The sequence below is a fragment of the Pedobacter caeni genome, assembly GCF_900129215.1.
GTDB lineage: Bacteria > Bacteroidota > Bacteroidia > Sphingobacteriales > Sphingobacteriaceae > Pedobacter > Pedobacter caeni.
Genome location: NZ_FQUQ01000001.1, coordinates 1,530,961 through 1,543,658, shown reverse-complemented (window position 1 = coordinate 1,543,658; position 12,698 = coordinate 1,530,961). Strand labels below are relative to the sequence as shown.

Below are 12,698 nucleotides of genomic sequence, written 5' to 3'. Positions count from 1 at the left end.
GACCTATGTATGTGCTGATCGTTATTGTGGTACTGATTGGGTTTAGCATATGGACGCTAAACCTGCCGGTTTTTGGAAGTTTGCCGGAGCAGGAACGGCTGACTAAAATTAAAACCCTTCAAAACTACGGAGAGGGAGAGTTAATGAACCGCTCCTTAACGCCAACATTACCGGAGGGGGTCAGTTACCTGGACATCATCCTTGGCATGCTCAAAGGAAATAAAAAGGCAAGACCTGCAAAAGCACTTCCTTTTCAGAATCCTGATTTTTCGGCGGTTGAAGGGATAAAGATTACCTGGTTCGGGCATTCTTCTTACCTGTTGCAGGTAGATGGGATTAAGATCCTGGTAGATCCGGTATTCAGTGCCAGAACTTCCCCTTTCTCTTTTATCGGAACAAAGAATTTTGAAGGTACAGGCTTTATCAAAGCTGAGGATTTTTCGGAACTGGACCTGATCCTGATCAGCCATGACCATTATGACCACCTGGACTACCAAAGTATTCTGAAGCTAAAAAATAAAACCAGACATTTCATCACCTCTATAGGGGTAGGTGCACATCTGGAACGCTGGGGTGTTCCTGCAGATAAAATAACCGAGCTGGCCTGGGGTGAAGAAAAGGAGATCAGCGGACTGAAGTTTCTGGCAAGAACTGCCCGTCATTTTTCGGGAAGGAAGTTTAAGCGGAACCAGTCGCTATGGTCTGCTTTTATTTTGCAAACCGCTCAGCATAAATTATATTTGGGTGGAGATTCAGGGTATGATACCCATTTTAAAGAAGATGGGGAACAATATGGCCCTTTTGATCTTGCGATTCTGGAATGCGGACAGTACAATGCAAATTGGCCACTGATTCACATGTTTCCGGAACAAACGGTACAGGCAGCAATAGATCTGAAAGCAAAAGTTCTTCTTCCGGTACATTGGGGTAAGTTTACACTGGCGACTCATGATTGGAATGAACCCATTATGAGGGCCGTTAAGAAAGCGGAAGAAGAAGGGTTCCAGCTGACCACACCCATGCTGGGAGAGCCTTTGGTTCTGGATAAATCCTATCCGGCCACGAAATGGTACCTCGATTAGTCTTTTCCTGGTATCTTCCTTGCTATATAACAGTTAATTGTAACATTCAATGGATATGCCTGACATATACCAGGAACGTCCTGGGGGATGTTTAGACGTTTCAGGTACGTTCCGGATACATCCGGGGGACGTTCCAGTTAACTGTTGTGATCGAAGGAGGACCGAAGGAGGCTGCGCTATGCTATCTTTATCTTTCCCTTATTTTCTGTATTTTTACCTGTTGCTTCATGGGCTGCCCTGATTTTATTTTTCTGTTGAGGAGTGATAAACAATATCTGAGAAAACCTGTTATTGAAATAAACCTTATGCTCATGAAAACAGATTTTGTAGAAATATTTCAAACGATCAGGGCTGCATTACAGCCTTACGCTACCTTAGGGTTCAGTAACCGCGTAAATAGTGAAACTGTATATGAATTGTGGAGTGATAAGAATGTAGTGATTGAGGGCCGGAAAAGAACAGAAGTGTTTTTTGCCAGTGTGGTGATTCAAAAGAACCATGTAGGGTTTTATTATATGCCGGTGTATGCCGAGCCGGAGATGAAGGCTGTTTTTGATCCGAAACTGTTGAAATTGTTAAAAGGAAAGTCCTGCTTTCATATCAAACAGCTGGATGAAGAACTCCTGTCGATGATTGAAAGTGCATTGGCCGAGGGGTATAGATTATATAAGGAAAAGGATTGGGTAGCATAACAACAGAATGGCAATTAGATTTTATTGCCGCATTAAAGGAAAGGGGCATTGCCTGTAAAGAAGACATTGCCTTTAAAGAAGAGCAGTCTTCCTTGATTTTACTGGATAAAGGACAGGTGGTCATCAATATGGTATCTTTACAAACTGAGGTTGATCCGGAAAACCTGATCCGTCTTCAGGCAGATTATCAAAAGAAAAACATTTACCTCGTTCATTTATGGGAAGACATCTGGAAAACCAGGAGTATGCAGGTCCTGGGCAGGATAGGCTCTATCCTGGGCTTAAATAAAACCCTTCATGGGCGCAAAGCAAAAGTCCTGGTGATCAATCAGGCAGAGGCCGATGACTTTTTAAAAGAGAACCATTTACAGGCATCAGCGAAAGCTAAATATAAATTTGCGCTGAGCATCGATGGGGAGATGGTTGCAGTGGCTTTATTTAGCGGGGGCAGGCCGATGAACAGGATTGCTCCGGATTACCGTTCTTACGAACTGATCCGTTTTGCGAGCCTCATTGGGTTTACCGTTACCGGAGGCTTCAGTAAATTGTTAAAGCATTTTATCAACCTGGTGCAACCGAACGACCTCATGAGCTATGCCGATAAAGACTGGTCTTTGGGTAATGCCTATGATTTATCCGGTTTTAAGCTCGTGAAGGAATCTCCGGCTGTGGCCATCTGGTTAAATAGAAAAGACTTTAAAAGAAGTTTTAGTCATCGGTTACCGGCTGCTTTGCAAGCTGATTTAAAAGAACTCAGTTTGCAGGAACAACAACAATATCTTTTAGAAAATGATTACGTCCGGGTCTTCAATACCGGAAACTTAAAATACATCTTATACTTATAAATGGAGCAGCAGCACCCACTATTGGTCGTATTAGGCCCAACAGCTTCCGGAAAAACGAAACTGGCGGTAAGGCTGGCCGATGCGCTTCAGGGCGAACTGATCAGTGCCGACAGCAGGCAGGTGTTCAAAGATATGGACATTGGTACAGGAAAAGACCTGGAGGAATACCAGATCAACGGCAAACAGATACCTTATCACCTCATCAACATCAGGGAAGCTGGTGGCAAGTATAATGTCAATGAATTCAAAGAAGATTTTTACCAGATTTTTGAAACGCTGACTGCAAAAAAAATCCTGCCCATCCTATGTGGGGGGACAGGAATGTACATGCACAGCATTTTCCAGGACCATGAGTATACGGCAATTCCCGTAAATGAAGCCCTTCGGGCAGAATTAAGGTTAAAAGATATTGAAGGATTAAGAACCCTGCTAAAAACTTATCCTCCTGAATTGACCCGTCATGCGGACCTGTCTTCTTTTAAGAGACTGATCAGGGCAATAGAGATCGCAGAATATTTAAGTCATCATGAACTGGTTGCGGTCAAAAGGCCATCGATCCAACCTTTTGTCGTTGGGCTTACTTCTGAAGTCGGTCTTCGCAGAAAAAAGATCCTTCGCAGGCTGGACGACCGGCTGAAAGAGGGGATGGTGGAGGAAGTAAAAGGGCTTCTGGAAAAAGGAGTAGATCCGGAAGTGCTTACTTTTTATGGACTGGAGTATAAGTTTATCGTCGCTTATCTGTCGGGAACCTTAAATGAGGCAGAACTGAAATTGCAACTTGGAACAGCGATATGCCAGTTTGCAAAACGCCAGATGACCTTTTTCAGGAAGATGGAAAAGGATGGGGTGGACATTCACTGGTTCGATACTGATCAGGATCCCGATCAGTTATTTGCGCAGGTGCTGGATGCCTATATGCAGCATAAGGCCGTTTAAAGGGCGTAAATGGGTGGGTGGCATGCATTTTGCAAAGGCTATGGTATGAAAAAGTCTACCACCTTTATGGCTTCAGCAGTAGCTGCAGTAGCCTTATTTTTAAGTACGGATGTTAATGCGCAAAAACTTGGTGTAGGTGTTAATTTAGGTATTCCAACCAGCGATGGTTACAGTTTCGCAATTGGTGCCGATGCAAGAATGCAATTTGACGTTTCCAAACAAGTGTCTATTCCTGTAACAACAGGTTATACCCATTTTATTGGCAAAACAATTAACAATATAGATATCCCTGATTATGGATATATTCCATTGAAAGCTGGTATCAAAGTATTTTTTGATCCCAGTGGATCTGGTCTTTATGGTATGGGGGAGGTCGGTGCCGCCTTTGGGGTGACCAAAAACTCAGGAACTTCCTTCCTTTATTCTCCAGCAATAGGTTATGCATGGAGTAATGGCCTTGATCTTGGTGTAAAGTATGAAGGTTTGCCTAAGGACGGTCTGAACACTGGTCAGGTCGCATTACGTGTGGCTTATGGCTTTAAATTATAGGTCTGTAAAAGACTTAATTACACTAAGCCTCCGATTTTTTCGGGGGCTTTTTTACTTATTTAAATTTAAAATGGTAATTTAACCAAAAAACAGAATATCATAGATCTGTTATTCATAAAAACTAATACACTTATATGAAAAGATACCTCGCTGTAGCGGCAATTATGATTGCTACATCCTGTACAAACACTAACCAAAAAGTGGCTTTAAGTGCTGACAGTACTGCTACAAGCAAAGAAACAGAAACTGCAACAGTTAGTGTTCAGTTAAAAGATGCCAATGTACAGGCCATTTACAATGGTTACCTCTCTTTAAAGAATGCACTCGTCAGCTCCAAGTTTGAAGATGCAAAGAAAACAGCGGCTGAGCTGAAAACAAAGCTATCCGCGCATAAAGGATGTGAGAATACTGCCCTTACTGCAGAAAAAATCGCAGGTGCCAAAGATCTTGCTGCCCAAAGAAAAGACTTTACTGCCCTTAGTGCCGATCTGATCGCCATGTTTAAACATGCGGACATCGAAAAAGGATCTATTTACGTTCAACATTGCCCAATGGCAAATAACGGAGATGGAGGCGATTGGCTGGCTTCAGAAAAGAAAATCCAGAATCCATATTATGGGGATGAAATGATGGAGTGTGGTGCTGTTCTTGAAGAACTTAAACCCGCCAAATAGAATCTCGGATTCTTACTTGGATTTGACTCACATTTAATAATTATTTAACAGCTTTGTTATAGCTGATTAAATGCTAATCAAAAAGGATTAGCTAGTTTTGTTTATTATAAATTTAAGATATATATATGTCAGATATTGCAGAAATTAAGATTGACGGAAAAGTCTATGAATTTCCCGTTATTACAGGTACCGAAGGGGAGAAGTCTATAGATATTTCAAAGCTTAGAGATTTAACAGGTTACATTACCTTAGACCTGGGTTACAAGAACACGGGATCCACGAAAAGTGCAATTACCTTTTTAGACGGTGAACAGGGAATTTTAAAATACCGCGGTTATCCAATCGAGGAGCTTGCAGAAAAATCAACTTTCCTGGAAGTGGCCTACCTGCTTATATATGGCGATTTACCCAATCAAAAACAACTGGATGATTTTCAGGCTTCGATCAGCCGTCATACACTGATTCATGAAGACATGAAGAAGTTTTTGGATGGATATCCTTCGAAATCTCATCCAATGGCACAACTGGCATCTTTGGTGTGCTCATTGTCTACCTTCTATCCGGAATCTTTAAATGCAAACTCTGATCCGGAAACGATGGACCTGACCATGATCAAATTACTGGCAAAGTTCCCGACCATCGTATCTTTCATTTATAAAAAATCTTTAGGTCATCCGCTGATCTATCCTAAAAATAAATACGATTACGTAAGCAATTTCTTAAACATGATCTTCGGTCAGCGTACTGAAGAGGTGGAAATTGATCCGGTAGTGGTAAAAGCAATGAACACTTTATTGATCCTTCATGCTGATCATGAGCAGAACTGCTCTGCTTCGACAGTAAGAATGGTAGGTTCATCAGACTGTAACCTTTATGCTTCTGTATCTGCTGGTATCGCTGCATTATGGGGCCCGCTTCACGGTGGTGCAAACCAGGCGGTGATCGAGATGCTGGAAAGAATTAAAGAAGATGGTGGAGATACAGAAAAATGGATCAACAAAGCAAAAGATAAAAACGATCCTTTCCGTATGATGGGCTTTGGCCACAGGGTTTACAAAAACTTTGATCCAAGAGCTAAAATCATCAAAAAAGCATGTGATGAAATCCTGGAGAAATTAGGCATCAATGATCCTGTTCTAGAAATTGCCAAGAAACTGGAAGAAGCTGCATTAAACGATTCTTATTTTGTAGAACGTAAACTGTATCCTAACGTAGATTTCTACTCAGGAATCATTTACAGAGCTTTAGGCTTCCCTACAGATATGTTCACGGTATTGTTTGCCTTAGGCCGCTTACCGGGATGGATTGCACAATGGAAAGAGATGCATGAGAACAAAGAACCTATCGGTCGTCCACGTCAGATCTATGTAGGTCATACCAACAGAGACTTTACAGATATTAAAAACAGATAGTCTCCTGATTCAGGAGCACAAAAAAACCGCTGATCAATATGGTCAGCGGTTTTTTTATAACTAATATTTTGATTTTCTTACATCAGTACTACTGATAAGGCAATTCCGATCAGGGAGGTGATGCTTACCAGGATGGTGTACCCAATAAAAAGGAAGAAGATCTTAAATGCAGTTACCCAGCGTTTACTTCCATAAAAAGTGCGTAAAGACCTGTAGATGTACCACATGATGTAAAAGAAACATACCCATTGAAAGAATAGACCGGAATCAAACAGGAAGCCTGTGACCCAGCTCAGTAACAAGGTGATCAATACACTCAGGAATAAGGCGGAATGAAGGTGAAAGGAGTAAATCAGGTGTTCATAATAATACTTCTTTTTACGGATGTATACCAATTTTAAAAGGATTGCAAACAAAGGAAGCAGCAGGAACATCATCTTTGGAAGGTTATGAACAAAATCTTCTACCATCTTTTTACCAACATCTCCGGGATAATCCTGAAGCTCTATTCCTCTTTTTTTGAAATAGTTCTCAATGAAACCATCCCTTTTTTCTTTAGGTAAGGTTTTCTGATACTTGTCATATTCCTCAGGAGTGGCAAATTCGTTGGAGCGAACCATGTCGTCGATGTCAAAGTATGCGATGTCAGATTCTTTTTCTTTCTCGCGGTTACCTGCGTTTTTGTTGATGTTGCTAATGACGCTGTCCCTCAGTTTTCCGGGCATTGGCACACGGGACATGCCTTCTTTAAATATCGTCAGGCCATCTTTTGGAAGGCTGTCTTTTTTCTGTTTTTCCGTCTTTGCTTCCGGAGCCTCTTTTATATGCTTCTCTGCTTTATGCCCACCACTAAGGATGACCAGAAAGAAAACAATACTCACAAAAATATATAAGCGGATCGGGTGGATGAAAGAAACCCTTTTACCGGCTACATATTGTTGTGTAAGCCAGCCTGGTTTTACTAACAGCGGTTTTATCGTACCGAAGAACTTCGACTCAAAATGAAAATAATCGGCTGTCGCATGAACGATCATGTGTAAAGCATCTTCTTCTACGATGATGTTTTCCTGTCCGCAATGCGGACAGAAATGATCTTCAACAGTATGACCGCAATTTAAACAGTTTTTTTCCTTACGATATCTTCCAGACATATATTACATTAAAATTCCAGCGATAGACGCTGATAAGTAAGAGGCTAATGTTCCACATAATAAGGCTTTTACACCCAGTTTGGCTAAATCTGCACGACGTTCCGGGGCAAGGGCACCAATTCCGCCGATCTGCATGCCGACACTGCTAAAGTTGGCAAAACCACAAATGGCAATACTGATGATCAGCAATCCTTTATCCGTTACGATAGGCACTGCTTTAGAGGTCAGGTTTTTAAAAGCTAAAAATTCGTTTACCGTTAATTTTTGTCCAAGCAGGGTAGCGGCATTGCTGACATCCTCATTTGGAATTCCCATTGACCAGGCAAAAGGATAGAACAATTTACCAAAGATCCAGTCCAGCGACAGGTTGAAGTCGGGATTAAAAATATGACCAATATTGATCAGCGTCCAATCTACCAATGCAATCAGGGCAATAAAGCCGATCAACATGGCAATCACGTTCATGGCGATCTTGAAACCTTCACCTGCACCATGCGAAATTGCATCAATCAGGTTGGTATATTCACTTTTCACTTCCAGCTTTACTTTGCCCATGGTCTGAGAAACTTCAGTTTCCGGGAAAATAATTTTGGAAATGATCAATGCTCCAGGTGCAGCCATTAAGCTGGCCATGATCAGTTTTGGGGCCAGGTTCATTCCTGCCTGTGCACCCATATTGGCGTATACAATCAGGATTCCACCGGCAATACAGGCCAGACTCCCGCTCATGGAGGCGAGGAGCTCACTCTTTGTCATCCCTTTAAGGTAAGGTCTGATCATTACCTGAGCTTCTACCTGGCCAACAAAGGCACTGGCAACGTTGCTCAGGGCTTCAGCACCGCTCACACGCATGATGAAGTTCATTCCTTTGGCAATCACAGCAACGATACGCTGCATGATCCCGAAATGATAAAATATAGCTACGAGTACGCAAACCAGGATAATGGTTGCGGTCACGTTAAATGCAAAAACAAAACTGTGTGGCGTTTCGTATCGCTGGGCAGTACCATCAAAGCCGATGGTAGCGACTCCGCCATATACGAAATCAACTCCTTTTTTTGCGAACTCTTCGATCTTCTGCATCCCTTTACCAAGGAATTCGAAAAAATGCTGAACTGCGGTAACGCGTAATATTAATACTGCAATAAGAATCTGGAGGGTAAGACCACTTAAAACGAGTCTGTAATTGATCTTTTTCTTATTGTTTGAGAATAGGTAAGCAATGGCTAAAATCAGAATGATGCCTATTACTCCGTGGAAACGCTCCATAAATGGTTTGGATAAAGTTTGGTTAGTTAAAAACTAAAAAATAAATATGCTGATAAACTTATAAATAATGAACTATTTGTCTGAATTTCTTTTACTTAGTTCATCGCGTATTCTTGCCGCTTTCTCATAAGCTTCTTCGGCAATTGCCTCCTGAAGTTTTTGATTTAACTCCTCTATGCTAAGAGATTTATAGTTAGCGCCCGGGATAGAAGCACCTATGTCTTCAGAGCCCTGATCTTTGGGAATATTTTCCATGTTCTCCAGAAACAGGAAGTCATTGCCTTCAATGACGATGCCTGCAGAAGAGAGGATAAATTCGTAAGTGTAGATGGTGGCATTAAAGCGGACCGCTAATGCAATGGCATCAGAAGTTCTCGCGTCAATTTCCTGGATATTTTCGCCGTCGGTACAAATTAATTTTGCAAAGAAAACACCTTCTACGAGATTGTATATGAGGATTTCTGTGATTTGTACGTTGTAGGTCTGAGCGAAGGTTTTAAACAGATCATGAGTTAATGGCCGGCTAGGGACCATTTTCTCAATTTCTATGGCAATAGCCTGTGCTTCAAACGCACCAATAATAATCGGTAAACGTCTTCTGCCATTTACTTCACCAAGAACCAGGGCATAAGCTCCTGATTGGGTTTGGCTGTAGGACAAACCAATAATGTCGAGTTTTACTTTTTTCATATTAAATAATACCCGGCCAAAACAAGCGCTTCAGCCGGGTATTCAATTAACCTTTATGTGCTTTTAAAGCTTCAATTAATTTAGGGACTACCACAAAGGCATCACCCACGATTCCGTAGTCAGCAACCTTAAAGAAAGGTGCTTCAGGATCAATATTGATCACTACAATTACTTTAGAAGAACTTACTCCCGCCAAATGCTGGATTGCTCCGGAAATGCCGATCGCAATGTACAGGTTTGGACTGATCGCAATTCCTGTTTGTCCAACGTGCTCAGAATGTGGTCTCCAGTCTGCATCAGATACCGGTTTAGAACAAGCAGTAGCTGCACCTAATAAATTAGCCAGCTCTTCGATCATTCCCCAGTTTTCCGGAGCTTTTAAACCCCTTCCTGCTGAAACTACCAATTCTGCATCCGGTAAAGAAACTTTGTTGGTTGCCCTTACAATTTCTTTAACAATAGCACTGAAGTCTGTTGATTTGATTTCCGGGCTGTAAGCCTCAACTGTTGCCTCAACAGCAGCTTCTTTTACGCCAAATGCATTTGGGTTTAAGGCAATCACTTTAACAGCTGAAGTCAATTCTGTAATGGCAAAAGCTTTACCTGAGAAAGCTGTTTTCTTCACTAAAAACTGACCTCCGTCTAATTTTGGCAATTCTACTGCACCATCCACTAATCCTGCTTCCAGTTTCACGGCAATACGTGGAGCCAAACCTTTTCCGGAGAAAGAGTTAGACAATACCACTACTGCTGCATTTTCTTTCTTTGCTGCTTCAGCGATTACTGAGGCATAAGCCTGGTTAACGAAGTTTTTCAACTGGTCGTTAGCAACATTTAAAACTTTAGAAGCGCCGTATTTACCAAGCTCCTTAAGTTCAGCTTCTCCAACATTACCAATAGATATCGCGGTTAAACTACTTCCTTGTATATCTGCAATGGCTTTAGCATAAGATACTGCTTCGAAAACAGATTTCTTAAACTTACCATCGACTTGTTCTACATATACTAAAACTGACATAAGATCTTTATTAAATAAATTTTTTAAACTGTGAAATAGAAAGCTTAGATAACCTTAGCTTCTGTATGTAGAAGGCCGATTAATTTTTCTGTTTCTTCTGCAGGAACCAATTTAACGGCACCACGCGGAGGAGGAGTGTCAAACTGTTGTACTTTTGATATTTGTGCGATTTCTTTAGCTTCTACAACCTGAAGAGGTTTAGATCTTGCAGACATGATGCCTCTCATATTAGGGATGGTGGCAACTGCTGTTCCTTCAGCACAACTTGCAATGAATTTGCCGCTTACAGAAACCACTTCTTTACCACCTTCGATCTCGCGTTCGATGGTTGCAGTAGTTCCATCATAATCTAATTTCTTAATGATAGAAATAGAAGGGATGTCTAAAAATTCGCCAACCATTGCCGCCACCTGTGATCCATTGTAATCAATAGATTCACGACCGCAAAGGATCATGTCATAATCAGTGGTTTTCGCGTATTCAGCGATCTGATAAGCAGTGAAATAAGCATCTCTCGGGTCAGCGTTGATTCTGACCGCATCATCGGCTCCGATAGCCAGTGCTTTTCTTATGGTTGGTTCTGTGACGCTTTCTCCAACATTGATAACGGTAACGGTTCCTTTACCACCGGCACACAGCTCAATTGCTCTTGATAAGGCAATTTCATCATATGGATTCACAATAAATGAGACTCCTGATGTATTGAATTGTGTATTATCGTTAGTAAAAGTTATTTTTGTCGTTGTGTCGGGCACATTACTGATACAAACTAATATTTTCATAAAATTGTCTTTTTGCAAATCTAATTAAAAAAGCAGGGAATTAAAATGCAAAGTACCCGATTAGCAAAGTTATTGGAGTTTTTATCCAATGATCCTAATGATCCATTCGTTCTATACGCTTTAGCGACCGAATACAACAATTCAAATGACACAGAAAAGGCATTTGAATATTACCTGAAACTCACCAATGACCATCCGGATTATGTTGGGACATATTACCATTTGGGCAAATTATATGAAAAACAGGGACAAAAGGAAACTGCGCTTCCAGTGTATCAGAAGGGGATGGCCGTGGCCAGAAACAAAAGAGACATGCATGCCTTTTCTGAATTACAGGGGGCTTATAATTCTGCAGCAGGTTTAGATTACGAGGACGATTAACCTTTATTCAATTGAGCAAAAGACAACTGCTGTTTATCAGGGATGTGTTTTTATTTACGTTTACTGCCTTTGGCGGTGCACAGGCACATCTCGCCTTACTGTTAAAGTACTTTGTGAAAAATGTCAGGTACATTTCTGAAGAGGAATTGCTGGAACTCAATGCCCTTGCGCAGGTCCTGCCCGGGCCGGCCTCCACACAAACACTGGTGGGCATTGCCTATAAGGTAGGCGGGTTAAAACTTTCCATTATTACCTTTCTGATCTGGATCATCCCCTCTGCGGCAGTGATGACCTTTGCAGCCATCAGTTTTGCGAAATGGGACCAGAAGCAAAAATTCAGTACTATCCTGGAATACATGCAGCCCATCGCCCTTGGGATTGTGGCTTTTGGTGCTTTTAACCTCGCCAAAAGGGTGCTGGTGTCCCAGTTGACCATTTTTCTGGCCGTTGCTGCGGTCATTGTGACATTAGTGCTGAGAAATGCTTATGTATTTCCCATTGCTATTTTAATAGGAGGGATGATCTCTTCGGCCATTGGTACCCCAAAGGAGGAAAGCGACCTGCGGGTAAAACTATTCTCCAACATCAACCCTAAAAAACTGAGTTATTTTATCAGTGTATTGTTGTTGTTTTCTTTGCTGGGGGCCATCATCAACCGGACTTCGCCTTTTAGTTTACCCATCAGGTTGTTTGAAAATTTTTACAGAAACGGGATCCTTATTTTTGGCGGCGGACAAGTACTCGTGCCTTTAATGTTTACCGAGTTCGTAGAAATGAAACATTACCTGAACGGCCCGAGCTTCCTCTCAGGATTTGCACTTCAGCAGGCCTTACCCGGACCAACTTTCTCTTTTACAAGTTATGTGGGGGCCCTGAGTATGAAAACTTTTGGTTATGGCTTAACGGGGCAGATTTTGGGTGGTCTGGTCGCCGTAATGGGCATCAATCTGCCGGGACTCATCCTGGTCCTGTTCATTGTTCCCTTTTGGGAGGACCTTAAAAAGATCTCCCGCATCAAATATTCTATGACTGGTATTAATGCCGTGAGCGTGGGCTTTATCATTGCCGCATTTATCCTCTTGGTGAAACCAATGGGCTTAAACCTGATGGGGATAGGCGTGATGACGGGAACCTTTCTGGTGCTTCATTTTACCAGAATAAGCCCGCCATTAATTGTTCTGGCGGGAATCTTATTAGGTTATTTCATTTGATCTTCT

Annotated in this window: 14 protein-coding genes; 9 read left to right on the top strand and 5 right to left on the bottom strand. The window is 41.8% G+C overall.

Translation table 11 applies throughout. The features are described 5' to 3' along the window. Positions 1-5: 5 nt before the first annotated feature. The 7 genes from BUC20_RS06675 (at position 6) to BUC20_RS06645 (ending at position 6,190) form a co-directional block, all read left to right on the top strand. Positions 6-1,082 (top strand): MBL fold metallo-hydrolase, encoded by a 1,077-nt coding sequence (locus BUC20_RS06675; RefSeq protein ID WP_073228939.1) that lies wholly within the window; start codon positions 6-8, stop codon positions 1,080-1,082. Between the two features lie 311 nt (positions 1,083-1,393). Continuing rightward, positions 1,394-1,774, top strand: a complete 381-nt coding sequence (locus BUC20_RS06670) for a DUF1801 domain-containing protein (protein WP_143166722.1) — start codon at positions 1,394-1,396, stop codon at positions 1,772-1,774. Continuing rightward, entirely contained in the window at positions 1,762-2,619 is an 858-nt protein-coding gene (locus BUC20_RS06665) for a hypothetical protein (RefSeq protein WP_143166721.1), read from the top strand. Before BUC20_RS06670 ends, BUC20_RS06665 begins: the two co-directional genes overlap by 13 nt. Then, positions 2,620-3,555, top strand: coding sequence for a tRNA (adenosine(37)-N6)-dimethylallyltransferase MiaA (gene miaA / locus BUC20_RS06660; protein WP_073228934.1), 936 nt, complete (start codon positions 2,620-2,622; stop codon positions 3,553-3,555). It abuts the gene before it with no gap. A gap of 45 nt (positions 3,556-3,600) precedes the next feature. Further along, on the top strand, positions 3,601-4,104 hold the full coding sequence (locus tag BUC20_RS06655; protein WP_073228932.1) for a hypothetical protein: 504 nt from the start codon (positions 3,601-3,603) through the stop codon (positions 4,102-4,104). A gap of 134 nt (positions 4,105-4,238) precedes the next feature. Further along, positions 4,239-4,778, top strand: coding sequence for a DUF3347 domain-containing protein (locus tag BUC20_RS06650; RefSeq protein ID WP_073228930.1), 540 nt, complete (start codon positions 4,239-4,241; stop codon positions 4,776-4,778). 125 nt (positions 4,779-4,903) lie between these two features. Beyond that, positions 4,904-6,190: a citrate synthase gene (locus BUC20_RS06645; RefSeq protein ID WP_073228928.1), complete on the top strand. Its 1,287-nt coding sequence runs from the start codon at positions 4,904-4,906 to the stop codon at positions 6,188-6,190. A gap of 77 nt (positions 6,191-6,267) precedes the next feature. Here the strand turns inward: BUC20_RS06645 and BUC20_RS06640 are convergent, their stop codons facing one another. The 5 genes from BUC20_RS06640 to BUC20_RS06620 form a co-directional block, all read right to left on the bottom strand. Then, positions 6,268-7,341, bottom strand: a complete 1,074-nt coding sequence (locus tag BUC20_RS06640; RefSeq protein WP_073228925.1) for a DUF3667 domain-containing protein — start codon at positions 7,339-7,341, stop codon at positions 6,268-6,270. 3 nt (positions 7,342-7,344) lie between these two features. Continuing rightward, a complete protein-coding gene (locus tag BUC20_RS06635) occupies positions 7,345-8,610 on the bottom strand; it encodes a NupC/NupG family nucleoside CNT transporter (RefSeq protein ID WP_073228923.1) in 1,266 nt (421 codons plus the stop codon). A 72-nt stretch (positions 8,611-8,682) separates the two neighbouring features. After that, positions 8,683-9,300 (bottom strand): bifunctional nuclease family protein, encoded by a 618-nt coding sequence (locus BUC20_RS06630; protein WP_073228920.1) that lies wholly within the window; start codon positions 9,298-9,300, stop codon positions 8,683-8,685. Positions 9,301-9,346: 46 nt separating this feature from the next. Then, positions 9,347-10,318: an electron transfer flavoprotein subunit alpha/FixB family protein gene (locus tag BUC20_RS06625; RefSeq protein WP_073228917.1), complete on the bottom strand. Its 972-nt coding sequence runs from the start codon at positions 10,316-10,318 to the stop codon at positions 9,347-9,349. A gap of 44 nt (positions 10,319-10,362) precedes the next feature. Then, positions 10,363-11,100 carry an electron transfer flavoprotein subunit beta/FixA family protein gene (locus tag BUC20_RS06620; protein ID WP_073228914.1) on the bottom strand — a complete coding sequence of 246 codons (738 nt, stop codon included), beginning with the start codon at positions 11,098-11,100 and terminating at the stop codon, positions 10,363-10,365. A 45-nt stretch (positions 11,101-11,145) separates the two neighbouring features. Here BUC20_RS06620 and BUC20_RS06615 point away from each other — a divergent pair, with 45 nt between their 5' ends. Beyond that, positions 11,146-11,481 carry a tetratricopeptide repeat protein gene (locus BUC20_RS06615; protein ID WP_073228911.1) on the top strand — a complete coding sequence of 112 codons (336 nt, stop codon included), beginning with the start codon at positions 11,146-11,148 and terminating at the stop codon, positions 11,479-11,481. 11 nt (positions 11,482-11,492) lie between these two features. Next, on the top strand, positions 11,493-12,692 hold the full coding sequence (gene chrA / locus BUC20_RS06610; protein ID WP_073228908.1) for a chromate efflux transporter: 1,200 nt from the start codon (positions 11,493-11,495) through the stop codon (positions 12,690-12,692). Positions 12,693-12,698: the final 6 nt, after the last annotated feature.

Excerpts from the sequence above, each read along its gene's own strand:
- BUC20_RS06675 (WP_073228939.1), top strand. The coding sequence starts at position 6 with ATGTATGTGCTGATCGTTATTGTGGTACTGATTGGGTTTAGCATATGG.
- BUC20_RS06670 (WP_143166722.1), top strand. The coding sequence starts at position 1,394 with ATGAAAACAGATTTTGTAGAAATATTTCAAACGATCAGGGCTGCATTA.
- miaA (WP_073228934.1), top strand. The coding sequence starts at position 2,620 with ATGGAGCAGCAGCACCCACTATTGGTCGTATTAGGCCCAACAGCTTCC.
- BUC20_RS06655 (WP_073228932.1), top strand. The coding sequence starts at position 3,601 with ATGAAAAAGTCTACCACCTTTATGGCTTCAGCAGTAGCTGCAGTAGCC.
- BUC20_RS06650 (WP_073228930.1), top strand. The coding sequence starts at position 4,239 with ATGAAAAGATACCTCGCTGTAGCGGCAATTATGATTGCTACATCCTGT.
- BUC20_RS06645 (WP_073228928.1), top strand. The coding sequence starts at position 4,904 with ATGTCAGATATTGCAGAAATTAAGATTGACGGAAAAGTCTATGAATTT.
- BUC20_RS06640 (WP_073228925.1), bottom strand. The coding sequence starts at position 7,341 with ATGTCTGGAAGATATCGTAAGGAAAAAAACTGTTTAAATTGCGGTCAT.
- BUC20_RS06635 (WP_073228923.1), bottom strand. The coding sequence starts at position 8,610 with ATGGAGCGTTTCCACGGAGTAATAGGCATCATTCTGATTTTAGCCATT.
- BUC20_RS06630 (WP_073228920.1), bottom strand. The coding sequence starts at position 9,300 with ATGAAAAAAGTAAAACTCGACATTATTGGTTTGTCCTACAGCCAAACC.
- BUC20_RS06625 (WP_073228917.1), bottom strand. The coding sequence starts at position 10,318 with ATGTCAGTTTTAGTATATGTAGAACAAGTCGATGGTAAGTTTAAGAAA.
- BUC20_RS06620 (WP_073228914.1), bottom strand. The coding sequence starts at position 11,100 with ATGAAAATATTAGTTTGTATCAGTAATGTGCCCGACACAACGACAAAA.
- BUC20_RS06615 (WP_073228911.1), top strand. The coding sequence starts at position 11,146 with ATGCAAAGTACCCGATTAGCAAAGTTATTGGAGTTTTTATCCAATGAT.